The organism is Vibrio mimicus CAIM 602 (assembly GCF_000338875.1).
GTDB classification, from domain to species: Bacteria; Pseudomonadota; Gammaproteobacteria; order Enterobacterales; family Vibrionaceae; genus Vibrio; species Vibrio mimicus.
The window spans coordinates 198,416-223,583 of the sequence record NZ_AOMO01000016.1; the positions used below are offsets into that span (position 1 = coordinate 198,416).

Genomic DNA, 25,168 nt, shown 5'->3' on the forward strand with positions numbered 1-25,168 from the left:
CATAGCCAACCTCACGGTGACTTCATGTAGGAAGGGGATAACAAAGATGAGAGTGAGCCTTTCACCATGCATCCATCACTTTATGCTGCTATTGCTGCTTTCTCGCTTACCGCCTGTAGTCAGGGAGTTGCCCCAATGGAAGACCGCACAGCCATCCCTTGTGCCGACAAGCCGAACTGTGTTTCTACTCAAGATGAGCGCGATAAGTTTAACCTAGCGCCGTTTATCTTACGCCCCGGAGTCACCATTGACCAAGTGGAGCGCGTAGCACTCTCCCTCTCCGGAGCCAGCACTGCTGAAAAAAATGCCCAATATTTACGTATCGAATGTACTTCGAGTGTGTTCCGTTTTGTTGATGATCTAGAGCTAAAAATTCAGCAAGATCATTTATGGGTGCGTTCCGAATCACGTATTGGTTACAGCGATTTTGGGGTTAATCGTCGCCGCGCTGAAGAGTTGCGCGAAAAGCTCACGCTGTCAGGTTTACTTGAGCAACCCTAACCTCGATCCGCTAAGGGCGCTCATGATACACTGCGGCCTGTTTTCCTATTGATAGATGAAAGAGAGCCCCTATGAAAATCGGCATCATCGGCGCAATGCAACAAGAAGTCGCCATCCTGAAAGATCTCATCGAAGACGTGCAAGAAGTTAACCAAGCCGGTTGTACTTTTTACAGCGGTCGAATCCTAGGTGTCGACGTCGTATTACTGCAATCGGGCATAGGTAAAGTCGCTGCTGCATTGGGTACAACCTTGCTGATCAGCCAGTACGCGCCAGATGTAGTGATCAACACAGGCTCTGCCGGCGGTTTTGATGCCAGCCTGAATGTCGGTGATGTCGTGATCTCAACCGAAGTTCGCCATCACGATGCCGATGTGACCGCATTTGGTTATGAGATTGGCCAAATGGCAGGCCAACCGGCTGCATTCAAAGCAGACGAGAAATTAATGACAGTGGCAGAACAAGCATTGGCTAACTTGCCAGATACCCATGCGGTTCGCGGCTTGATTTGTACTGGTGATGCGTTTGTGTGTACGGCTGAACGTCAAAGCTTTATCCGTCAACATTTCCCAACCGTTGTTGCGGTGGAAATGGAAGCATCAGCAATCGCGCAAACTTGTCATCAATTCAAAGTTCCATTTGTTGTGGTACGCGCTATTTCTGACGTTGCCGATAAAGAATCACCAATGTCGTTTGAAGAGTTCCTGCCGCTGGCAGCACAAAGCTCTTCAGCTATGGTGCTGAAAATGGTTGAACTGCTCAAGTAAGCGAGCCGATTGATGGAAACTTGGTTTTCCCACCTTTATGCCAATGGTGCGCTCCTCGTCATGTGGGGTGCACTACTGTTTCATTTGCTGCTGCCCATTCCTTATGCCGCGCATCCGGTGACTTTGTGGCACAAATTTGCAGAACTGCTGGCAAGTAAAGTGAATACACCGGCCAGTTATGCGCAAAATCTACTTTCCGGTTCCTTAGCATGGGGACTGATGATTTTCCCTACCCTTGCGCTACTTTGGGCACTCAAACCTCTGGTGTGGCATCCCCAATTCTTTGATTTGGCACTGCTCCTGCTGGCATTGGACTGGCGACGTCAGGAAACACTCGCTAACCAGTTGGCACAAGCTCTGGCAAAAGAAGATAAACCGCAAGCGCGTACTCTGCTGCAACCCTTTGTAAACCGTCAAACCACAACGCTTTCAGCGCTTGGGCTTGGAAAAGCCGGAGTTGAAACTCTCGTTATGGGGTTTGGCCGCAATGTGGTTGGGGTACTATTTTGGTATGGACTGCTTGGTGGCAGTGGGGCTTTGGTGTATCGCTTGGTCGCTGAATTGGCTCGAGCTTGGTCTCCTTCTCGCACCATATACCAACCTTTTGGTTTACCCGCAGTACGCATTCTCGCTTTACTCGACTGGCTTCCTCTACGCTTATTCAGCTTATTGGTAATTTTCGGAAAACAAGCAAGCACTGTTCTCAAAGCCGTTTTGGAGCAAAGCCGCAGTTGGCCGCTACCCGGCCCCGCTTGGTTACTATGTGCCGTCGGCAATAAATTACAACTCTCTTTGGGAGGGCCTGCGATTTATGGTGAGCAAAAAAGTGTGCGCGCCAAAATTGGCGGTCGTATTGCCCCTGCGGCTATTCATATTTCTCAAGTACAAAGTCTGATCGCATGGCGTATTTTCGTTTGGATTGCGCTGGAAAGCTTACTGTTACTGCTCATTTATCGCGGAGTATAAATGTCTTTTCCCCAGTTGATTGCCTTCACTTTTCTATTCATCACGCCAAGATTATTTGCCGCACCTTTTCCGGCTGAGCGCGTAATCAGCCTTGCACCCCATGCTACTGAAATTGCCTATGCCGCAGGTTTAGGTGATAAATTGGTCGCCGTCAGTGAGTACAGTGATTACCCACCTGCAGCACTGAAACTGGAGCGAGTCGCCAATCACCAAACCATCAATATCGAGAAGATTCTGACTCTCAAACCGGATTTGATCATTGCTTGGCCTTCGGGAAATCCCCCTCGTGAATTGGCCAAACTGCGCCAACTCGGCATTACCATTTATGATTCGCAAACACGAACGCTCGATGAAATCGCCAATAATATCGAAGCACTCAGCCAGTATGCGGCCAATCCTGAAGTGGGTAAGCAAGCCGCAAACAACTTTCGACAACGTTTGCAAAACTTGCGTGAGCAATACTCGACCAACCAACCGGTGCGCTATTTTTATCAGCTCAGTGAAAAACCGATTATCACTCTCGCCCAAGGGTACTGGCCAAGTGAGGTCTTCAACTTATGTGGTGGCGAAAATATCTTTGTCGACAGTGCAGCCCCTACCCACAAGTAAGCATTGAGCAAGTTCTGGTCAAGCAACCGGATGTGATCTTTACCTCTCCCCATGCCATGGCGAATGGTCATATGTGGCAAGCGTGGAAAACTCAGCTCAAAGCGGTAGAAAAAGAACAAGTCTGGGCGCTCAATTCCGACTGGCTAAACCGCCCAACACCAAGAACGTTAGATGCGGTTGAACAAGTGTGTCAGTACCTCAAAATTGCACAAAAGCAGTAACTCCAGCGGACAAAATCTCGTAAAATCCGCCCGAATTTGCCTCCTCTATTCATAGTGAGACAGCCTTGGATACTTCTCTGCTTTATCTGATTGATATGTTTGGTACCGCGGTATTTGCGGTTTCTGGTGTGCTCTTGGCTGGACGCCTCAAAATGGATCCCTTCGGGGTTATGGTACTCGCCAGTGTTACGGCGATTGGTGGCGGAACGATTCGCGATATGGCGTTAGGGGCGACACCTGTTTTCTGGATCAAAGACACCAATTATTTATGGGTGATTATGATCACCTGTGCACTGACTATGTTGTTGGTGCGTCGCCCGAAGAGACTCGCATGGTGGATTCTGCCCGTCAGTGATGCGATCGGTTTAGCCGTATTCGTTGGGATTGGGGTTGAAAAAGCATTGATCTACCAAGATTCGGCATTAATTGCTGTGATCATGGGTGTGATCACCGGCTGCGGTGGCGGCATAATTCGTGATGTGTTAGCCCGAGAAATCCCTATGGTGCTGCGCAGTGAAGTTTACGCGACGGCCTGTATTATCGGCGGTATTTTCCATACTACCGCACTGGCAATGGGTTATAGCAGTTCAACCGCTCTGTTATCAGGCGTGTTCACAACTTTACTCATCCGCCTTGGTGCGATCCGTTGGCATCTTTCTCTGCCCACTTTTGCCCTGACGAAATAGCTCAATTGGCTCCCCACCGCTCAACGGTGGGGAGCCTCCTTCTGTAAATTCATTCCTTCTCTAGTCTAAGCTTACTTTGTGAGCTTGAATCACGACCTGACTTTGGATTCCACATACAATTCAAAGCATCTATTCCTGTTTGTCATCAAAGCATGTTACTCGAAGGCATTGAAACCCTGCTGGTACTCAGCAAAGAAAAAACCATGAGCCGAACAGGCAGCCAGCTCTACATTAGCCAATCGGCGGTTAGCAAACGTATTGCTAATTTAGAGAAAAAACTGGGGAAGAAACTGATTGTCCCAGCCGGAAGACACATCAAATTAACTGCTGATGCCGAACAGTTGATTGCCAGCATTGGCCCGACCTTTAATGAGTTACATGGACTGATCTTTGAGCAGCAAACACTGGAAGACAACACCCCCATTCGCATGGATTGCTCAGAAACCTTGGTGGCGGGTTATCTTGGGGAGACGATGGGGCGCTATCGCCAGCAGGATCCGCACCTTGTGATCACCACCAACCACACCCCAAGAATTGTCGAAAATGTGCAGTCAGGTAAAGCAACCTTGGGATTCTGTGCAGGTTACCTACCCGCCAATCATGGTTTATTAACTTTCCACTTAGGTGATGAACCTTTTACTGTTGTCAGCAAAGAAGCTCTGCACTCACTGCCAAATGAGTTGATTACCAATGATTTAGCTAATCCCTCGAACACCTATCAAGCTGCCATGCTGCACAAACAAGGTATTCGTCCTGCGATGGAAATGGATTCTTATACTGCTGCCGCTCAGTTAGCCCTCGGCGGTATGTTGCCCGCTTTGGTGCCACGCTCGATAGTGAGCACACTGAAAATTGAACCACACTATTGCTTTGATTTTGAAGAACTCGCCGACCTCAGTCGGCCAATTCATATTTGCCTGCGCGCCAGTCGTTATCGCAGTGCTAGAGTCCAAGCATTGATAACAGCGCTGCATGATGCTGTTCCCAAAGCAGTTTTAGCGCCATCAACATAGACATGGTGATCACCAAAGGCCGAATCCAACGCTGCCCTTTGCTGATCACGACTTTCGCGCCCATACGAGCACCGATAAATCCGCCTACCGCCATGGTTAAGCCAATTTCCCAAATCGGCAAACCTGCGATTAAGAAAAAGGTCAAAGCGGCAATATTGGAAGTGAAATTCAGCACTTTGGTACGCGCGGTGGCTTCAACCAAACCGAAATGCCCCAAAGCGACAAAACAGACGGTAAAAATTGAGCCAGTACCGGGGCCAAAAAAGCCATCATAAAAACCGATACCAAAACCCACGGTGAAAGCAAACGCGGTTTCGGATAAAGGTGCTGGACCACTGTGGGTTTTTGTTGTCGGTGCCAGTAAGAAATAGAGCGAGATACCGAGCAGTAATATAGGGATGAGGCTGGTCAGCAAAGTCGCATCAATATATTGCACCGCTTCTGCACCAAGCGCCGCGCCGACAAAAGTACAAGCAATTGCCAGTCGCATCGCTTTCAGGCTCACTACGCCTTTACGTACAAAATAGAGGGTGGCAGAAAAGCTACCAAACGAACTTTGTAGCTTATTGGTGGCTAAGGCTTGTGTTGGCGGCACACCTGCCGCAAGCAAAGCAGGCAAGGTCAGCAAACCGCCACCGCCCGCCATTGCATCAATGAATCCTGCAATCCCTGCAACCAAAAACAGCAGACCTAATACTTCCAGTGAAAGTTCCATTTCTTATCAACGCATTGAACAATAAAACCCAACAGTAACACTGCTGAAAAAGTGAAAACAGCGAAACACAAGACGACAACCTATTCCCATTTTTCATCAATCAACATTCAGGATGAAATAAGCAAAGATCGGGGAGATTCAAAAATAAAAAAGCCCGCTGACGAGCGGGCAAAGAGGTTGTCAGAGAGGCCTTGAGCCTCTCTTGTTGTAATACCAATTAAGCTTGGCTAGCTTTTACACGCGCATGCAGCTCTTGCACTGAAGTGACCGATGCTTTGGCATCTGCTGTGTGTGCCATACAAGTAGCAAACGCAGCATTCAGTGTCGTGGTGTAGTTCACTTTGTGTGACAGAGCACCACGGCGCAGCACTTTTGAGTCTTCAATCGCTTGACGGCCAGAAGCCGTGTTCACAATGTAGGTGTACTCGTGGTTCTTGATACGGTCCAGAATGTGTGGACGACCTTCATGCACTTTGTTGACCAGACGTGGGTTGATGCCCGCTTCACCCAGAATCACCGCTGTACCATGAGTGGCATCCAACTGGTAACCCAGTTTCACCAGCTTAGAGGCCAGATCCACAACACGTTGTTTGTCACCTTCACGCACCGAAAGCAACGCACGGCCACCTTCTGGGTAAACAGAGCCACTACCCAATTCTGCTTTGGCGTACGCTTCAGCAAACGTCGCACCCACCCCCATCACTTCGCCAGTTGAGCGCATTTCAGGGCCAAGCAGTGGGTCAACACCTGGGAATTTGTTGAATGGCAGAACCACTTCCTTCACTGAGTAGTAAGGTGGAATGATCTCTTTAGTGAAGCCTTGTTGCTCCAGAGTTTGTCCAACCATCACTCGCGCAGCGATTTTCGCCAGCGGTGCACCTGTTGCTTTTGATACAAACGGTACAGTACGCGCGGCACGTGGGTTCACTTCAATCAGGTAAACTTCGTTGTCTTTCACCGCAAACTGAATGTTCATCAAACCACGAACACCCAATTCAAATGCCAGCTTCTCAACTTGCTCACGCATCTTGTCTTGGATTTCTTGGCTCAAGGTATAAGCTGGCAGAGAACAGGCTGAGTCACCTGAGTGAACACCTGCTTGTTCGATGTGCTCCATGATGCCGCCAATCACGACACGCTCACCGTCACAAATCGCATCCACATCCACTTCGGTGGCGTCATCAAGGAAGCGATCCAGCAGAACTGGCGATTCATTCGATACGCTCACCGCTTCGTTGAAGTAACGACGCAGATCTTGCTCATCGTACACAATCTCCATCGCACGACCACCCAGAACATAAGATGGACGAACCACGAGTGGGAAACCGATTTCACGCGACTTCTCAATCGCTTGCTCGATAGCTGTTACGGTTGCGTTGTCTGGCTGTTTGAGGCCTAAACGCTGTACCGCTTGTTGGAAACGTTCACGGTCTTCAGCGCGGTCAATCGCATCTGGGCTAGTACCAATCACAGGTACGCCAGCCGCTTCAAGAGCGCGAGCCAATTTCAGTGGAGTTTGACCGCCGTACTGAACGATAACGCCTTTTGGCTTTTCAACACGCACGATAGCGAGCACATCTTCCAGAGTCACAGGCTCAAAGTAGAGGCGATCTGAGGTGTCGTAGTCGGTTGATACGGTTTCTGGGTTACAGTTGACCATGATGGTTTCGTAACCATCTTCACGCAGGGCTAGAGCTGCGTGTACACAGCAGTAGTCAAACTCAATACCTTGACCGATACGGTTTGGACCACCGCCCAGAACCATGATCTTGTCTTTGTCAGTCGGATTGGCTTCACACTCTTCATCATAAGTGGAGTACATGTAAGCCGTATCTGACTTAAATTCTGCCGCACAGGTATCCACACGCTTGTAAACTGGATGGATGTTGTATTGGTCACGCAGACGACGGATTTCGTTTTCGCTTACACCCAGCAGTTTTGACAGACGTGCATCAGAGAAGCCTTTACGCTTCATCTTACGCAGTACGTCTTGGTTCAAGCCAGCAAAGCCACCAGCTTTCACTTCTGCTTCTAGCTTCACCAGTTCTTCGATTTGCACCAGGAACCAGCGATCAATGTTGGTCAGGTTAAATACGCCATCAACAGACATACCCGCACGGAATGCGTCAGCGATGTACCAAATACGCTCTGCGCCTGCTTCTTTCAGCTCATAACGAATTTTGGTCAGTGCGTCAGGCGCATCCAGATCCACTTTCTCATCCAGACCAGCAGCACCCACTTCCAAGCCACGCAGTGCTTTTTGCAGTGATTCTTGTTGGTTTCGACCAATCGCCATCACTTCCCCCACCGACTTCATTTGTGTGGTCAGGCGGTCATTCGCACCGGCGAATTTTTCGAAGTTGAAACGAGGAATCTTAGTTACCACGTAGTCGATGGTTGGTTCGAACGATGCTGGCGTTGCGCCGCCCGTGATGTCGTTCATTAACTCATCCAGTGTGAAACCCACTGCCAGTTTGGCCGCCACTTTCGCAATTGGGAAACCTGTTGCTTTTGAAGCCAACGCAGAAGAGCGAGATACACGTGGGTTCATCTCGATGATCACCATGCGACCATCTTTCGGGTTGATACCAAACTGAACGTTTGAACCGCCGGTTTCTACGCCGATTTCACGCAGTACCGCCAAAGAAGCGTTACGCATGATTTGGTATTCTTTGTCAGTCAGCGTTTGCGCTGGAGCCACTGTGATCGAGTCACCAGTGTGGATGCCCATTGGGTCAAAGTTTTCAATTGCACAGACGATGATGCAGTTGTCGTTCTTATCACGCACCACTTCCATCTCATACTCTTTCCAACCAATCAGCGATTCGTCGATCAGCAGTTCATTGGTCGGTGAAAGATCCAGACCGCGAGTACAGATTTCTTCAAACTCTTCACGGTTGTAAGCAATACCGCCGCCACTGCCGCCCATAGTGAAAGAAGGACGGATGATACATGGAAAACCCACCATATCGAGGACTTTGTACGCTTCTTCCATGCTTTTCGCAGTATCAGCGCGAGGACACTCCAGACCGATTGATTTCATCGCTTTATCAAAGCGTGAGCGGTCTTCAGCTTTGTCAATCGCGTCGGCGGTTGCGCCGATCATTTCCACGCCAAACTCGGCCAATACGCCATGTTTTTCCAGTGCCAGTGCACAGTTCAGCGCTGTCTGGCCACCCATGGTTGGCAAAATCGCATCTGGACGCTCTTTTTCGATGATTTTACGCACCACTTCCCAGTGGATTGGCTCGATGTAAGTCGCATCAGCCATTTCTGGGTCAGTCATGATGGTGGCGGGGTTTGAGTTAACCAGAATAACGCGGTAACCCTCTTCGCGCAGGGCTTTACACGCTTGCGCGCCTGAGTAGTCAAACTCACAAGCCTGACCGATAACAATTGGACCCGCACCTAGGATAAGGATGCTTTGAATGTCAGTACGTTTTGGCATTATCTACTACTCCAAATTAAGCGCGGAATTGTTTAATCAGTTCAATAAAGTGGTCAAACAGCGGTGCTGCATCGTGTGGACCAGGGCTCGCTTCTGGGTGACCTTGGAAGCTGAATGCCGGTTTGTCCGTACGATGAATCCCTTGCAGTGAACCATCAAACAGCGATTTGTGGGTTGCACGCAGGTTGTCAGGCAGAGTCGCTTCATCGGCCGCAAAACCGTGGTTTTGCGAGGTGATCATCACCACACCGCGATCCAAATCTTTCACCGGGTGGTTAGCACCATGGTGGCCGAACTTCATTTTTACTGTTTTCGCGCCGGAGGCGAGCGCCAGAATTTGGTGACCTAAGCAGATGCCAAATACAGGAATGTTTTTCTCAAGGAAAACGCGCGTTGCTTCAATCGCATAGGTACATGGTTCTGGGTCACCTGGGCCATTTGATAGAAACACGCCATCAGGATTGAGAGCCAACACTTCTTCTGCGGAGGTTTGCGCTGGAACCACGGTTAAACGGCAGCCACGATCCACCAACATACGTAGGATGTTACGCTTTGCACCGAAATCGTAAGCCACAACATGGTAAGGCAGATCGCAGTCTGCTTTCGCTTCAGGCAGGCCGCCTTCCAGCGTCCATGAACCTTGTTTCCATTGGTAAGCTTCTTGAGTCGTTACCACTTTCGCCAGATCCATGCCTTTCAGGCCAGGGAACTCCTTCGCTTTCGCTAGGGCTAATGCTTCATCCAGTTTATCGCCTGCCATGATGCAGCCGTTTTGTGCGCCTTTCTCACGCAAGATACGAGTCAATTTACGGGTATCAATATCAGCAATGCCGACAATATTTTGTGATTTGAGGTAATCAGAAAGGGATTTTTCACAGCGGAAGTTAGAAGCGATAAGAGGGAGATCGCGAATCACAAGGCCTTGAGCATGAATCGCTGTGGATTCTTCGTCTTCGGAGTTGGTTCCGGTATTGCCAATGTGAGGATAAGTAAGAGTAACGATTTGCTGGGAATAAGAAGGATCAGTGAGGATTTCTTGGTACCCCGTCATCGAGGTATTGAAAACGACTTCACCAACGGAAATACCATCTGCCCCGATGGACACTCCGCGGAACACTGTCCCATCTTCCAGGACTAACAGTGCTGATTTACTCAAGACAACCTCCAGAATAAAAATGCATAAAAAATAAATTATTTTGCAAATTCGTCTTCCTACTAGCCGCTAAACCATGCATTAGGATGCTATAGACAAATTGGCGATATTCTAGAGACGTGAATTAAGCCTGTCAACACAAGCCTAAAAAATTAATTTATCTTTACGAGAGTCTGATGAATTTATTCATCAAAAGCATCAAAAACACATCTTTATCTGGGCATTAAACCCTATTAATACCCCATTCAATGAGAATGATGGTTTTACGATCTGAAATAAGTGACAAAAAAACAACCAATCACAAAGCAAACGTTAACGGGTCAACTTTGCATTAAAAAATAACAGTTACAACTAAAAACAAAGGAAAAAACCACAAAAGAATAAGAAAACCAATCTAAAAAGTGGGGTATGGCAGAAGGAAAATTTTGGAGTGCATTTCGATGATAAAAAAAACGCCAGCTGTTCGCTGGCGCATAATTATGTATTTAAAGATCGTTTAGACCAAGTACATCGGTCATGGTATAAAAACCTGCTGGTTGCTCCGCCAGCCAAATGGCAGCTTTCACCGCACCATTAGCAAAGGTCATTCGATCGGTGGCTTTATGGGTAATCTCGACTCGCTCACCAATATCGGCAAACATAGCGGTATGCTCACCGATAATGTCTCCCGCACGAATAGTGGCAAACCCGATCTCATTACGTGAACGCTCTCCAGTGATCCCTTCGCGCGCATACACAGCAACATCACTCAGTTGGTTGCCCATCGCATGAGCGATAGCCTCCCCCATACCAATTGCCGTACCAGAAGGGGCATCGACTTTATGGCGATGATGAGCTTCAACAATCTCGATATCGCAGTAATCTCCCATCACCTTGGCCGCTTTTTCCAGCAGTTTAAACACCAAGTTAACGCCAACACTGTAGTTGGGTGCCATGACTATTGGAATGTTTTTTGCTGCTTGTTCAATCGTTTGGCGCTGATCATCTGAAAAACCGGTCGTACCAATCACCAGCTTTTTACCATGCTGCTCACACAGGGCCAGGTTAGCCAAGGTACTGACTGGTGCAGTGAAATCGATAATGACATCAAACTGTTTAACGGCTTGCTCTAGGTTATCAACCAGAACAATTCCCTGTTTACCGATACCGCACAGCTCGCCAATGTCTACTCCCACTAATGAGGATTCCGGACGTTCAGATCCTGCGCCCAATTCGGAAAGCGGATTCTGGTGCGTCGCTTTTACCAGATTGCGTCCCATACGTCCTGCGGCACCCGCAATCGCAATTCTAACCATCTTGCTGTCTCCATTCTCCACTGCCTCATGGCAGTTCCAATTTGTAGACTTAAACTACCAACTATCTTCCACTCTGGCTAGCCTGACAACTTTACCGAGCGAGGAAAAATCCACTTAACCAAACTGAGCAATGACTTGATGCAGTACAGGTTCATTCGCTTCAGGAAAACGGTAGTTGGCTAAATCCGCAATCTTCACCCAACACCCTTGCTGTCCTTCACGGCCATGTGGTTGATTTTCAAAAGCGGTGACCAAAATAAAATCAAAGCTCAGCGATTTATCCGTGTAGTCATAATCAAAGTGTTGGAATGGCTGTTGTTCAGTCACCACAATACCTACCTCTTCATCCAACTCACGAGCCATCGCTTGCTCTATGCTTTCACCCGCTTCAACTTTACCGCCAGGAAACTCCCAAAATCCCCCTTTGTGGAGATGATCAGGACGTTTCGTGATGAAAATTTCGCTCTGGTCTGGATTAAAGATGATCCCTGCAACAATGTGGATACGTTTCAAGGTATAGCTCCTGTGTATCTGGCTGACTTAAATTTCAGTTGTAAAAAGAGTCGCCGTAGCGACTCTTTTATTTAGTAAGGTGAAACAGGTTTAGTTAATTTGCCCGTGACACTGTTTGTATTTTTTACCGCTACCGCATGGGCAAGGTTCGTTACGACCCACTTTGCGCTCATCACGCACCATAGGTTGATTCGATTCCTCTTGCTCAGATTCATCAGCACTCGCGTGTTGCGCTTGTGCATGGCGAGCCGCCTCTTCAGCTTGAGCTCGGCGTTGAGCTTCCATGCGCTCAACTTCCTCTTGCTGCTGAACACGTACTTTTGACAATACAGTGATCACATCTGATTTCAGCGATTCGAGCAGATCTTCAAACAGTTCAAACGACTCGCGCTTGTATTCTTGTTTTGGGTTCTTCTGCGCGTAACCGCGTAGATGAATACCTTGACGCAAGTGATCCATCGCCGCCAGATGCTCTTTCCACAACGTATCAAGCGTTTGCAACATAACGGACTTTTCAAAATTACGCATGACCGCAGGGCTAACCGCTTGCTCTTTGGCTTTGTAAATTTCAACCGCTTGCTCGATGATGCGATCACGCAGTGCTTCTTCGTACAGCTTATTGTCTGCATCCAGCCAAGATTGGATCGGCAGAGTAAGATCGAAATCGTTCTTCAGACGATCTTCCAGCCCTTTGATGTCCCACATATCTTCAAGAGATTGCGGCGGAATGTATTCATCCATCACTGCATTCAGTACATCTTCACGGTTTTGCGCGATCATGTCACTGATGTCATCCGCACCCATCAACTCGTCACGCAGCTCGTAAACGACTTTACGTTGGTCGTTCGCCACATCATCGTATTCCAGCAGTTGCTTGCGAATATCGAAGTTGCGACCTTCCACTTTGCGCTGCGCTTTTTCGATCGAGCGAGAAAGCATTTTTGATTCAATCGCTTCGCCTTCATCCATACCACTTTGGATCAAAGCCGCCATACGGTCGGAAGTAAAAATACGCAGTAAGGTATCTTCCATTGAGAGGTAGAAACGTGAAGAACCCGCATCACCTTGACGGCCAGAACGACCACGTAACTGGTTATCGATACGGCGAGATTCGTGACGCTCAGTACCAATGATGTGTAGGCCGCCAGCTTGCAACACTTGATCGTGTACTTGCTTCCATTCAGCTTTAATCTCATTGATCTGGTCTTGGGTCGGGGTTTCCAACTTCTCAACTTTGGCTTGCCAGCTACCACCCAGCACGATGTCCGTACCACGACCCGCCATGTTGGTTGCGATAGTCACAGCACCTGGTTTACCTGCTTCGGCAACAATTTCCGCTTCTTTTTCGTGGAACTTCGCGTTCAGCACATTGTGTTTGATACCCGCCTTTTTCAGCGCGTTTGACAATAGCTCAGATTTTTCAATCGAAACCGTACCAACCAGTACTGGTTGACCTTTTTCGACACGTTGTTTGATATCTTCAATGATCGCAGCAAACTTCTCAGCTTCAGAACGATACACCACATCCGGCATATCGTTACGCACCATAGGTTTGTTGGTTGGGATAACTACAGTTTCTAAACCATAGATTTGCTGGAATTCGAACGCTTCAGTATCAGCCGTACCTGTCATACCAGACAGTTTTTCATACAGACGGAAGTAGTTTTGGAAAGTGATTGATGCCAGAGTTTGGTTTTCGTTCTGGATCTTCACTCCTTCCTTCGCTTCTACAGCTTGGTGCAAACCGTCAGACCAACGGCGCCCCGGCATGGTACGACCCGTGTGTTCATCAACGATCACCACTTCACCATCAGGAGTGACGATGTAATCTACGTTCTTTTCAAACAGAACATGAGCACGTAATGCCGCGTTAACGTGGTGCAGCAAGCTAATGTTAGCCGGAGAGTAAAGTGTATCCCCCTCTTGCATCATGCCATTTTTCACTAGCAGCTCTTCAACAAACTCTTGACCCGTTTCGGTCAGATGCACCTGCTTAGATTTTTCATCAACGGTAAAGTGACCGTCACCGCGATACTCTTCTGAATCTTCTTTGTCTTGCTTCTGCAATTGTGGGATCAGTTTATTGATACGGATGTAGAGATCAGAACTGTCTTCAGCAGGACCAGAGATAATCAGTGGGGTACGTGCTTCATCGATTAAGATTGAGTCCACTTCATCGACCACTGCGAAGAAGCGAGCACGCTGAACACGATCTTCCGGGCGGAACGCCATGTTATCGCGCAAGTAGTCAAAACCAAATTCGTTGTTGGTTCCGTAAAGAATATCCGCTTGGTAAGCCTCTTTTTTAGCAGGCTGCGGCATATTAGGAATGTTCACACCAACCGTCATGCCTAAGAATTCGAACAGCGGGCGGTTAGTCTCAGCGTCACGTTTAGCCAAGTAATCGTTAACCGTTACAATGTGCACGCCTTTACCTGGTAGAGCATTCAGATAGGCGGCCAGCGTTGCCGTTAAGGTTTTACCTTCACCCGTACGCATCTCAGCAATTTGGCCACCATGCAGAACCATACCACCAATCAGCTGCACATCGAAATGGCGCATGCCAAACACACGCTTAGAAGCCTCACGAACCGTTGCGAACGCTTCTGGTAGAAGTTGATCAAGATTTTCACCTTGTTCAATACGTTGACGGAATTCTACTGTTTTGGCTTTTAGCTCTTCATCAGAGAGGGCTTCAAAGGCAGGTTCGTAGTTATTAATCTCTTTTACAATCTTGCGTAAACGGCGCAGTGTGCGGTCATTGCGACTGCCAATCACCTTTGTCAGTAGCTTAGTTATCATTTGTTGTGAATCTCTCTGTGCTAAATCGCTGTCTATCGACCTTGGAATGTCTTTAGTCTCTACCTATTTTCCACTAAGGATACTGAGATAAGTCATCTGTGTGAGATATTGTGATGACAGCGTTTATTTTCAAGGCACGCGGTTAATTAAGTGCTGCCTAGTTTAAGGAATTTTTGTCTCAACAACCAAGGTTCTCTATGATTTGTTGAATACGAGCTTGCGGTTTTGTGCACTAAGCCCAATGTTTACAAGGTTTCAGCTGTATTTCACTTCGCTGCTGCAATCTAAGATGTACGTTTCGATGTGCTAAGAAGCGCGCTAGAATAGCGGCAACCCCAATCAAAGGAGAGTCCGATGCGTGATCATCGCCCCACCGCTACAGATGAATTGATTCAGGCATCCAAACTCAAGCAGATCCAAGAACATGCCAAAGCCATTTTGCTGATCAACCGTCAATTACAAGAAATGCTGCCTAAAGGCTTAAAAACACAAGTGCGTGCGGCTAATGTGCGAGGCGGGAATTTGGTTCTTGAAGCGGCAAGTGCCGCAATCAAGATGAAAGTGGATTATGAGCGCTTACACTTGCTGTCAAAACTTAGACAAAACGGATTTGGTAATTTGATCAGTATCGAAGTGCGAGTCAATCCAGAGCTGTATCGACAAACCAAAGAGCATGCTGGTGAGACTCCTGTGGCAAACCCTCGCCCACCTTTATCCGAAAATGCCGCTCATGTGCTGCTAGCGATTGCCGATCACGCTTCAGATAAGGTGAAAAAACGTCTGCAGAGCTTAGCCCGTTTAGCCAAAGCTAATCAGAAAGACGATTGAAAGAGTTGGACTTGCCCGACGTATCTGTTAGATGGCAATGAGCAGCTATACGTATTTTCAAGAAAAAATAAAGCCAGACTTAAGTCTGGCTTTATTATGATTGTTCTTTATGGGTTTGCTTACGCAAGTACCATATTTGGCTCAGCAAACGCAACGGGTGAACCCACTTCTTCTTCGAAGGTTGCCCATTCCCATGCTTCTTGGTCTGCCAATACCGCACGCAGTAGCTGGTTGTTCAGACCATGACCTGATTTGTAGGCACGGAATTCACCAACAATGGCATGGCCTGCCATGTATAGATCACCAATCGCATCAAGCACTTTGTGAGTCACAAATTCGTTATCGAAACGCAACCCTTCTTCGTTGAGGATACGGTAATCATCCAAAACGATCGCGCAATCAAAGCTGCCGCCTAAGCAGAGGTTTTGTGATTGCAGATACTCGATATCACGCATGAAACCGAAAGTACGTGCACGAGAGATTTCTTTCACAAAGCCTTGTGAAGAAAAATCGAATACTAAGCGTTGATCATCACCATCAATCGCAGGGTGATTAAATTCGATTTCGAAATCCATGCGAAAGCCGTTGAATGGAACAAACTCAGCCCATTTGTCACCGTCTTCAATACGCACTGGTTTCTTAATACGGATGAAACGTTTTGGTGCATTCAGCGTTTCAATACCTGCTTGTTGCAGCAAATAAACAAACGGACTTGCACTGCCATCCATAATTGGGATTTCAGGTGCATCCACTTCGATAATTGCGTTATCGATACCCATGCCGGCTAAAGCGGCATTAAGGTGTTCAACCGTTGAAATACGCACACCTTGGTCATTCACCAAAGCGGTGCAGAGCATTGTGTCACGCACAGAAGCCGGATCGGCAGGGAAATCAACCGGTGGGTTGACGTCAGTACGGCGATATACAATCCCCGTATTGGCTGCGGCCGGGCGAAGAGTCAGCGTAACTTTACGACCAGAGTGTAAGCCCACCCCAGTTGTTTTCACTATTTCTTTCAGAGTACGTTGTCTGATCATCTAGTTGCCTCGATTTTTTTAGCCACAATGCACGGTCGGCACAACACCGACCGACATCCTACCAGAATTTTGAACACTGTCAAATTGTGCTGATATTTTAGTCAGCTTGACGTCTCAGGAAAGCAGGAATATCTAAATATCCGCTCTCTTTTTCTGGCTTTGGCGCGACACTCTGACTTGCCGAAGAGTGTGATGGCGCTGCTGCTGGCTGAGTTTTGACTTCAACTCTTTCATGCAAAGGCTGTGCCGCCTTCTCTTCAACACGAGCAGCTACTGGTGCTGATACCGCTGCAACTTTAGCTTTACCACCCGCTACTAGCGTAATATCAGGCTTCTTCTCGTTGCCGATCCCCGTAGCTACCACTGTTACGCGGATTTCGTCTGCCATATCTGGATCCAACGAAGTACCGATAACAACGGTCGCATTGTCAGAAGCAAATGCTTTAACAGTATTGCCGACAGTTTCAAATTCATCCAGTCGCATATCCAAACCTGCAGTAATGTTCACAAGAACACCACGAGCACCAGCCAGATCAATGTCTTCCAGCAGCGGACTTGAAATCGCCATTTCAGCAGCTTCTTCCGCGCGGTCTTCACCTCTTGCAACACCGCTACCCATCATGGCATGACCCATTTCCGACATCACAGTGCGTACGTCCGCAAAGTCGACGTTAATCATGCCCGGGCGAGTAATCAGTTCAGCGATGCCTTGCACTGCATTTTTAAGTACGTTGTTCGCGCTCGCAAAGGCTTCCAGTAACGTGATACCACGCCCCAACACTTTGAGCAGTTTTTCGTTTGGAATAGTGATCAGTGAATCAACATGCTTTGACAGCTCTTCAATTCCCTGTTCAGCAAAAGCCAGACGCTTTTTACCTTCAAAGCTGAAAGGTTTGGTTACCACAGCAACCGTCAGAATGCCCAGTTCTTTTGCCACTTCGGCAATCACTGGTGCAGCTCCGGTTCCTGTACCGCCACCCATACCTGCTGCGATAAACACCATATCGGCACCAGTCAGGAATTCTTTAATGCGTTCTTTATCTTCTAGTGCTGCATCACGACCCACTTGTGGGTTAGCTCCGGCTCCTAGACCTTTGGTGATATTGCCACCAATTTGAATAACAGTACCAACGCTTGTCTTGCGCAGTGCCTGTGCATCGGTATTGATACTGATGAATTCCACACCCTCGATGGATTCACGCACCATGTGTTCAACGGCGTTACCGCCGCCACCACCCACTCCAACGACTTTGATTACCGCGTCGTCAGACATTTCCATCATCGGTTCAAACATGTGTTATCTCCGTTTTTCCTGTCTCTCAGGTTAAAACTCTTTTTGTATCCAGTTGCGCAAGCGGCCTATCCAACCAGTCATAGATGGTCGTTTGGGTTCTTGATATTCAGTATCGTCGCTGATTTGACTATCTCTTGCGTAATGAAGTAATCCAACTGCCGTAGAATGATACGGCTCTTTTACATAGTCGGTAAGCCCACTCACTTCCAGCGGTTTACCCACCCTAACTTGATTGCGGAATACGCGTTCTGCGCATGCCACTAAACCTTCTATTTGTGCTGCGCCACCTGTCAACACTACACCAGCAGCCAAATGGTGCTTAATGCCTTCTTTGCGCAGGGACTCTTGCACTGAATCAATTGTCTGATTGACCAAACCCATCAGCTCAGTGTAGCGAGGCTCAATCACTTCCGACAAGGTTTGTCGCTGTAAACTTCGCGACGGACGCCCACCAACGCTTGGTACGTTGACGGTATCGTCTTTGCTGACCAATTCGCTCAGTGCGCAGCCATATTTTACTTTGATCTCTTCAGCATCACTGACTGGCGTACCAAAAGCAAACGCTATATCACTGGTTACGGCATTTCCAGCGTAAGAAAATACTTCTGTATGACGTAATGCGCCACCCGTCCAGATCGCGATATCCATAGTGCCTGCGCCGATATCAACCACACAAACACCCAGTTCGCGCTCATCTTCAGTAATAACCGCATTGCTGGCTGCTAAGCCAGAATAAACCAGTTGTTCAACTTTCAATCCGCAGCGTTCTACCGCTTTGATAATGTTTCTCGCCATATCATTATGGCAAGTGATCAGGTGCACACTGACTTCCATTCGAACCCCGGACAAGCCAAGCGGGTTCTTGATACCTTCCTGATAATCTATGGTGAACTCCTGCGGAATAACATGCAGGATACGTTGTTCTTCACCAATTTTGATCGATTTCGCAGTATGGATCGCACGATCCATATCTTCTTGGGAAACTTCTTCATCTGAAATAGTTCCCATACCTTTCTCGATACGGCTGGCAATGTGCCGCCCTGAAATAGAAAGGAAAACATGGCTGATTTTACACTCAGCCATCATCTCAGCTTGATCAATCGCACGTTGAACCGATTTTACTACCGATTCAAGGTCGTTAACGCCACCTTTATCCATCCCACGGGATGGGCTACTACCAGCGCCAATAATATTAATTTGACCATCAGGGAGTATTTCACCCACGAGAGCGGAGACGGTGGCAGTGCCTATGTCTAGACCAACAATAATGTTGTCATCGGCAGTCTTAGTCATCGTTATTCTCTTGTGTTAACTCTTGTTCAGGGAACCAACCCACCGCGGCTCCAGTATCATACCTGAGGTCGATATAGCTGACTTGTTCAGCTTTATTACCTAATTGTTTATAGAGTAAAAAGAAACGCGATATTCGTTCTTCTAATGACTCTTTCCCCAATTCCAGACGAATACCATTGTCGAGAATAATTTGCCAAGCTCGCCGCTCATTTAATACTAATGAGGATATATTTAAACCCAGCTGAGCAAATTTCGGGTTGTAATCTCGCCATGCTTTTAATACTTCCGGCGCTGTGCCGTCTGGACCATATAATTTGACGTATTCACCTGTTACTTGAGCAATATCGCCATAAAATACAGTGCCATTTTTATCTAATAACGCATTCGCATTCCACAGTGCTTCGACCTGATATTCGGTTAAATAAACTTTAATCGTATCTGGCCACTGTTTCCGAATCGACGCATGGGAAACCCATGGAATCGACTGCACACTCTCTTGCAGAACATTAATATCTTGCGACATAAATGTTCCTATATGATCCAAGCGAGCTAATACTCGTTGAACATCGAGGGCTGAAACATATTGTAAGTCACCCTGTAAAACGAGTTTCGAGAGAGGAAGACGTTGTTCGTCCCACATCCAACTGATCGTCGAATACAGCAAACCACCTATCAGCAATAGCACCACCAGAAAAAAACTCGCACCACAGGCATGTTGTTTAACTTGTGGTGAGCGGGTGATTCTATGGCCTTCTAAAAGTACCTTGTTGATCAAAGCCCGGTGATCCTATTATCGACTGGCAATTTGATTCCCTATTTCGTTGCGTCATAGAGGTATAAAGCAATGACTTTAACCTCCGGATTATACTGAGGTGATCCAAAGTATCAAATACCCAACATCAGAAATCTGGGCTTGATACCAAGGAATTCACCAATGAGACAACCTTCGGGTTGCTTTACATCTGTTGCATGCTCGCAATATTGAGTTCAAGTGCCGCTAAATGCCTTGCTACTTTCCCTACATCGCCAGCTCCTTGCGTCAGTACTAAGTCACCATCTTGCAATATGTTGGCAAGCACAGAAGGTAGAGTCTGACTGTCAGGAACAAAAATCGGGTCAATTTTGCCACGACTACGAATTGTACGACACAAAGATCGGCCATCAGCGCCTGCAATCGGCTTCTCACCCGCAGAATACACATCCAGCATGATCAGTACATCAACCTGTTCGAGTACGTTAGCAAAATCATCATACAGATCGCGGGTTCGCGTATAACGGTGCGGCTGGAAAATCATCACTAAGCGTTTTTCTGCCCAGCCATTACGCGCAGCTTTGATGGTGACATCCACTTCGGTTGGGTGGTGGCCGTAATCATCCACCAACATCGCCACACCATTGCCGGTTTCAAACTCACCAAGATGGTCAAATCGGCGACCTGTGCCTTGAGTATTGGCCATTGCACGTAAAATGGCTTCATCACTAATGTCATCTTCGGTTGCAACCGCAATTGCAGCCGATGCATTAAGTGCATTGTGACGCCCAGGAATATTCAACGTGATGTCTAAGTCAGCTTTACCTTTACGTACCACGGTAAACTTGCCTTGCTGGCCTTGTTGGCGATAGTTCTCAATGCGTACGTCGGCATCTTCAGCAAAACCATAAGTAATTACTTGGCGACTCACACGTGGGATGAGCTCACGAATCACCGGATCATCAATGCACAGGATCGCTTGACCATAAAATGGCAGATTATGCAGAAAATCAATAAACGTCTGCTTGAGGTTTTCGAAATCCCCACCGTAAGTATCCATGTGATCCGCTTCGATATTGGTCACTATGGTCACCATAGGTTGCAGATGCAGGAATGAAGCATCACTCTCATCCGCTTCTGCGATCAAAATACGGCTAGAACCAAGGCGAGCATTGGTGCCTGCACTTTTCACCAATCCACCATTAACAAATGTCGGATCGAGTCCTGCTTCAGAATAGATTTGAGTTACCAAAGCAGTCGTGGTGGTTTTACCATGCGTACCCGCAACCGCAATGCCGTGACGAAAACGCATCAGCTCTGCCAGCATCTCAGCACGGCGCACAATTGGAATTCGCTTTTCACGTGCGGCTTGGATTTCCGGGTTCTGTTCATTGATGGCAGTAGAAACCACAACTACGCTTGCGTGAGCAACATTCTGCTCTTCATGACCAATAAAAATTGTCGCACCTTTTTCAGCCAGACGTTCAGTCACAGCATTAGCCGACAAATCCGAACCCGATATTTGATAGCCTTCGTTAAGTAGCACTTCGGCAATCCCGCTCATACCTGCACCACCGATACCGATAAAGTGGATCGCTTTAACACGGCGCATCTCTGGCACCATAGCGCGAATTTGTGCGAGGTCTTGGGTATGTTTAATCGTCATAATTCTGTTCTCGTTATTCAGTAATGGCGATGATCGCTTCCGCCACCACCTTGTCAGCATCAAGCTTGGCTGCTTGGCGAGCTTTCTGCGCCATAGCCAATAGTTGTGGGCGATCCAATTCGCGCACCAATTGTGCCAATTTTTCTACACTCAACTCTGGCTGTTCAATCATTTTTGCAGCACCACATGCCACCAAATGGTCAGCATTAAGCGCTTGTTGGCGATCTTTGTGCATGAAAGGAATAAAAATAGCCCCCACACCTGCCGCTGATACTTCTGAGACAGTCAGTGCCCCTGAACGACAAATCAGCAAATCCGCCCAACCGTAAGCTTCGGCCACATCATCGATAAATTCGGTGACTTGTGCGCCCTCAACACCTGCAGTGATATAAGCATCAGCTACTTCTTGTTGGCTGTTTTTTCCTGCTTGATGACGGATTTCATAACCATCACCCAGCGCTGCCATTACCGCTGGCATGGTTTGATTCAAAATGCGTGCGCCTTGGCTACCACCCATTACCAAAATTCGGATCGCACCAGTTCGCTCAGCAAAACGCTGCTCAGGCGCGACAAGTTGTACCACATCTTGGCGCACAGGGTTACCGACTACCGGTGCATTAGCAAATGCGCCGGGAAAAGCTTGAAACACGCGGCGAGCAATTTTAGCCAGCCATTGGTTAGTCAGCCCAGCGACGGCGTTTTGTTCATGCAACACCACAGGAATACCCAGTAACCAAGCGGCAATACCACCAGGACCACTTACGTAACCGCCCATGCCGAGCACGGCATCTGGCTTATAAGCCAATAAATGACGGCGCGCTTGCAAAATCGCATTCACGATTTGAAAAGGCGCTTTGAGCAAACGCACAAGCCCTTGACCACGTAATCCTTTGACCTGAATAAAATCAATTTCGATGCCGTGTTTAGGAACTAATTCAGCTTCCATACGGTCAGCCGTACCCAACCAGCGGATCTGCCAACCTTGTTGCTGTAACTGTTTCGCGACGGCTAATCCGGGAAACACGTGACCGCCGGTTCCTCCGGCCATCACCATTAACTTTTTACTTTTATTCATCAACTGTGATTTCTTCTGGAGTGTGACGATCCGCTAAACGGCATTCATGATCAATTCGAAGCAGAATCGATACCGCCACTGACATAATAATTAAACTGGAGCCGCCGTAACTGATCAGCGGCAAGGTCAAACCTTTGGTTGGTACCATACCCGCGGCAGCACCAACGTTAACTAAGGTTTGAAACGCAAACCAAATGCCGATACCAAAGGCGAGATAACCACCAAACTGCTGATCATGCTGAAAAGCTTTCTTACCGATGAAAATCGCTTTCAACACAAGACTGAAAATAAGGACGAGTACCAGTACCACGCCAACAAAACCAAGTTCTTCGGCTAGTACTGCGAATACAAAGTCGGTGTGCGCTTCTGGTAAGTATTCGAGCTTTTGAATGGAATTACCCAAACCTTGCCCAAACCACTCACCACGGCCAAATGCCATGAGCGATTGTGTGAGCTGGTAGCCACTGCCAAACGGGTCTTCCCATGGGTCAAGAAACGAAGTGACTCGACGCACACGGTAAGGTTCTGCGGCAATAAGTGCGACCACCGCTAATACCCCGGCGACCATCAAAGCCAAAAACTGTGAAAGCTTAGCCCCCGCAATGAACAGCATGCCAAACAGCGTCACCAGCATTACGATTACCGTTCCCAAGTCTGGTTGCCCGAGTAGCAACACGGCGAGCGTGCCAAACACCATGATCGGTTTTAAAAAGCCGCCAAAAAATGTCTGCCGTACTTCATCGTGCTTACGCACCAGATAACCGGACATAAAAATAAACAGCGAGAGCTTAGCCACTTCCGCAGGCTGGAGGTTAAACAGACCCAGTGGGATCCAACGCGATGCACCGTTCACCGATTTACCCGCCACCAACACAACAACCAGCAAGAAAAAGGAAATCGCGAGCAACAGTGAGCTGTATTTCATCCATCGCTCTAAAGGAACTTGCAACACCATGCTTGATGTCACGATCGCCAGCAGCAGAAAAATGGCATGACGAAACATAAAGTGAAACGGTTGATCGGTCAGGCGCGAACTGATTGGGAAGGAAGCGGATGTCACCATCACCAAACCAATTAGCATTAGGCCAAAAGCAATCCAGACCAATTGACGGTCAAACAGCGCCTCTGGCGAGGAAGTTCTCAACCAGTGACTCAGTTTTGTGAAGGATCTGGATAAAAACAAGTTGCTTACCTGTCGTTACGCGTATTGCCGAGCGAGTTGGGCAAAAATATCCCCACGCGCCATGAAGTTTTTGAACTGATCAAAGCTCGCACAAGCTGGTGAAAGCAGCACCATATCTCCGCTTTTTAGCTCTGGGCGAATCGAGCGAACGATGCTCTCCATCGAGTCATAAAAACGAGCTGAAGGATGCAGCGGCATAAATTTATCACCATCCACACCAAAGCAGCATAATTGCAGAGGCAGAGTCGCAAATACCGGCGCTAACGGAGTGAAATCCGCCCCTTTACCGACACCACCGACAAGCAAGTAGAGCTGACCTTCGATTTTAAGACCAGACAGAGCCGCAAGCGTACTCGCTACGTTCGTCGCTTTAGAATCATTGACCCATTTGATGCCGTGATTATCGGCAACCACTTGGCAGCGATGTGTCAACCCGGTGTAAGACTTCAGTGCATCCAACGCTAAACGAACATTCACACCAGCCGAATCAAGCAAAGCCAACACGGTCAGTACGTTTGCCACATTGTGTCGGCCAACTAAGCTCAGCTCTGAGCTTGCTAACACAGCGTTATCGCGTGCAAAGAGATATTCACGACCTTGATGTTCCGCTACGCTAAATTGCGCAGGTTGCTCAACACCAAACGTGACCACTTGCAGATGCGCCGCATGGTCAGGAAACGTCTGCACATCATCGGCATTCACTACTGCGGTTTCAGCATGATCAAAAATGCGCAATTTTGCTTGGCGGTAGTCCTCCATCCCCTGATAGCGATCCATATGATCTTCAGAGAGATTGAGAAAAGCCGCCGCTTTCAGTTTTAAGCTGGAAGTAGTTTCTAATTGGAAGCTAGAAAGCTCAAGCACATACAACTCAACTTCCGGAGAAATCAAATCCAGTGCAGGCACACCAATGTTGCCGCCTACCGCTGTCTTCACTCCTGCTGCATTGGCCAGCACGCCGCTCAAATCGGTTACGGTACTTTTGCCATTCGAGCCAGTGATTGCGATGACGGGCTTATCAACATGCCATGCAAATAGCTCAATATCCCCAACCACGGGAATACCAGTTGCAAGCACTTGTTGGATTTCCGGTGTCGCCAGTGCAATACCCGGATTGGTTACCACCAAATCGGCACTCAGTAACCATTCAAGATTCCAACCACCACTATGCAGTGCTACCTCAGCTGGAAGCTGCTCTTGCCCCGGTGGTGTTTCACGGGTATCAATAACCTGAACAGTCACTGACGGATGATATTTTCGCAGATAATTAACGACAGAGAGCCCGGTAATCCCGAGCCCTACGACGACCACATGCTGTATGCCTTGCCAACGGTCCATTGAAGTCTACATCC

The 25,168-nt window shown here is 47.9% G+C and carries 20 protein-coding genes and 1 pseudogene; 7 read left to right on the top strand and 14 right to left on the bottom strand.

Annotated features, from left to right (window positions below; genetic code table 11):
* The first annotated feature begins 66 nt into the window (after positions 1–66).
* The 6 genes and pseudogenes from D908_RS16685 to D908_RS16665 all read left to right on the top strand — a co-directional run bounded on the left by D908_RS16685 (position 67) and on the right by D908_RS16665 (position 4,763).
* Entirely contained in the window at positions 67–501 is a 435-nt protein-coding gene (locus D908_RS16685; RefSeq protein WP_005522527.1) for a DUF1499 domain-containing protein, read from the top strand.
* Between the two features lie 71 nt (positions 502–572).
* Positions 573–1,268: a 5'-methylthioadenosine/S-adenosylhomocysteine nucleosidase gene (gene mtnN / locus D908_RS16680; RefSeq protein WP_005522529.1), complete on the top strand. Its 696-nt coding sequence runs from the start codon at positions 573–575 to the stop codon at positions 1,266–1,268.
* A 12-nt stretch (positions 1,269–1,280) separates the two neighbouring features.
* Positions 1,281–2,234 (top strand): cobalamin biosynthesis family protein, encoded by a 954-nt coding sequence (locus D908_RS16675; protein ID WP_005522531.1) that lies wholly within the window; start codon positions 1,281–1,283, stop codon positions 2,232–2,234.
* Positions 2,235–3,064: pseudogene (btuF, locus tag D908_RS0118830) on the top strand (vitamin B12 ABC transporter substrate-binding protein BtuF).
* A gap of 65 nt (positions 3,065–3,129) precedes the next feature.
* Positions 3,130–3,750 (top strand): TRIC cation channel family protein, encoded by a 621-nt coding sequence (locus tag D908_RS16670; RefSeq protein ID WP_000381504.1) that lies wholly within the window; start codon positions 3,130–3,132, stop codon positions 3,748–3,750.
* Between the two features lie 152 nt (positions 3,751–3,902).
* Positions 3,903–4,763, top strand: coding sequence for a LysR family transcriptional regulator (locus tag D908_RS16665; protein ID WP_005522535.1), 861 nt, complete (start codon positions 3,903–3,905; stop codon positions 4,761–4,763).
* Here D908_RS16665 and D908_RS16660 read toward each other — a convergent pair.
* The 6 genes from D908_RS16660 to secA form a co-directional block, all read right to left on the bottom strand.
* Positions 4,693–5,478, bottom strand: coding sequence for a TSUP family transporter (locus D908_RS16660; RefSeq protein ID WP_005522538.1), 786 nt, complete (start codon positions 5,476–5,478; stop codon positions 4,693–4,695). The two genes, D908_RS16665 and D908_RS16660, sit on opposite strands and share 71 nt — an antisense overlap.
* A gap of 217 nt (positions 5,479–5,695) precedes the next feature.
* Positions 5,696–8,926, bottom strand: coding sequence for a carbamoyl-phosphate synthase large subunit (gene carB, locus D908_RS16655; protein ID WP_001126442.1), 3,231 nt, complete (start codon positions 8,924–8,926; stop codon positions 5,696–5,698).
* Positions 8,927–8,942: 16 nt separating this feature from the next.
* Positions 8,943–10,082: a glutamine-hydrolyzing carbamoyl-phosphate synthase small subunit gene (gene carA / locus D908_RS16650; protein WP_005522541.1), complete on the bottom strand. Its 1,140-nt coding sequence runs from the start codon at positions 10,080–10,082 to the stop codon at positions 8,943–8,945.
* Between the two features lie 482 nt (positions 10,083–10,564).
* Entirely contained in the window at positions 10,565–11,374 is an 810-nt protein-coding gene (gene dapB / locus D908_RS16645) for a 4-hydroxy-tetrahydrodipicolinate reductase (RefSeq protein ID WP_000251599.1), read from the bottom strand.
* A gap of 114 nt (positions 11,375–11,488) precedes the next feature.
* Positions 11,489–11,887, bottom strand: coding sequence for an 8-oxo-dGTP diphosphatase MutT (mutT, locus tag D908_RS16640; protein WP_000821170.1), 399 nt, complete (start codon positions 11,885–11,887; stop codon positions 11,489–11,491).
* Positions 11,888–11,977: 90 nt separating this feature from the next.
* Complete coding sequence (gene secA / locus D908_RS16635) at positions 11,978–14,689, bottom strand: preprotein translocase subunit SecA (protein ID WP_005522543.1); 2,712 nt, start codon at positions 14,687–14,689, stop codon at positions 11,978–11,980.
* A 354-nt stretch (positions 14,690–15,043) separates the two neighbouring features.
* Here secA and D908_RS16630 point away from each other — a divergent pair, with 354 nt between their 5' ends.
* A complete protein-coding gene (locus tag D908_RS16630; RefSeq protein ID WP_005522548.1) occupies positions 15,044–15,517 on the top strand; it encodes a DUF721 domain-containing protein in 474 nt (157 codons plus the stop codon).
* Between the two features lie 119 nt (positions 15,518–15,636).
* On the opposite strand, the gene lpxC is transcribed toward D908_RS16630, so the two are convergent.
* From lpxC to murD, 8 genes are all read right to left on the bottom strand, one after another.
* Entirely contained in the window at positions 15,637–16,554 is a 918-nt protein-coding gene (lpxC, locus tag D908_RS16625; RefSeq protein WP_000621101.1) for a UDP-3-O-acyl-N-acetylglucosamine deacetylase, read from the bottom strand.
* A 97-nt stretch (positions 16,555–16,651) separates the two neighbouring features.
* A complete protein-coding gene (gene ftsZ / locus D908_RS16620) occupies positions 16,652–17,848 on the bottom strand; it encodes a cell division protein FtsZ (RefSeq protein WP_000462800.1) in 1,197 nt (398 codons plus the stop codon).
* Positions 17,849–17,878: 30 nt separating this feature from the next.
* Positions 17,879–19,141, bottom strand: coding sequence for a cell division protein FtsA (ftsA, locus tag D908_RS16615; protein ID WP_000167613.1), 1,263 nt, complete (start codon positions 19,139–19,141; stop codon positions 17,879–17,881).
* Positions 19,134–19,916, bottom strand: coding sequence for a cell division protein FtsQ/DivIB (locus tag D908_RS16610; RefSeq protein WP_000608976.1), 783 nt, complete (start codon positions 19,914–19,916; stop codon positions 19,134–19,136). The genes ftsA and D908_RS16610 overlap by 8 nt, the downstream gene beginning before the upstream one ends.
* Before the next feature lie 181 nt (positions 19,917–20,097).
* Positions 20,098–21,558, bottom strand: a complete 1,461-nt coding sequence (murC, locus tag D908_RS16605; RefSeq protein WP_005522551.1) for a UDP-N-acetylmuramate--L-alanine ligase — start codon at positions 21,556–21,558, stop codon at positions 20,098–20,100.
* Between the two features lie 13 nt (positions 21,559–21,571).
* Entirely contained in the window at positions 21,572–22,612 is a 1,041-nt protein-coding gene (gene murG / locus D908_RS16600; protein WP_235047339.1) for an undecaprenyldiphospho-muramoylpentapeptide beta-N-acetylglucosaminyltransferase, read from the bottom strand.
* A 13-nt stretch (positions 22,613–22,625) separates the two neighbouring features.
* The gene (gene ftsW / locus D908_RS16595) at positions 22,626–23,816 is read right to left on the bottom strand and encodes a cell division protein FtsW (protein WP_005508766.1); all 1,191 of its coding nucleotides are present in this window, start codon (positions 23,814–23,816) and stop codon (positions 22,626–22,628) included.
* 15 nt (positions 23,817–23,831) lie between these two features.
* A complete protein-coding gene (gene murD / locus D908_RS16590) occupies positions 23,832–25,154 on the bottom strand; it encodes a UDP-N-acetylmuramoyl-L-alanine--D-glutamate ligase (protein ID WP_005522553.1) in 1,323 nt (440 codons plus the stop codon).
* Positions 25,155–25,168: the final 14 nt, after the last annotated feature.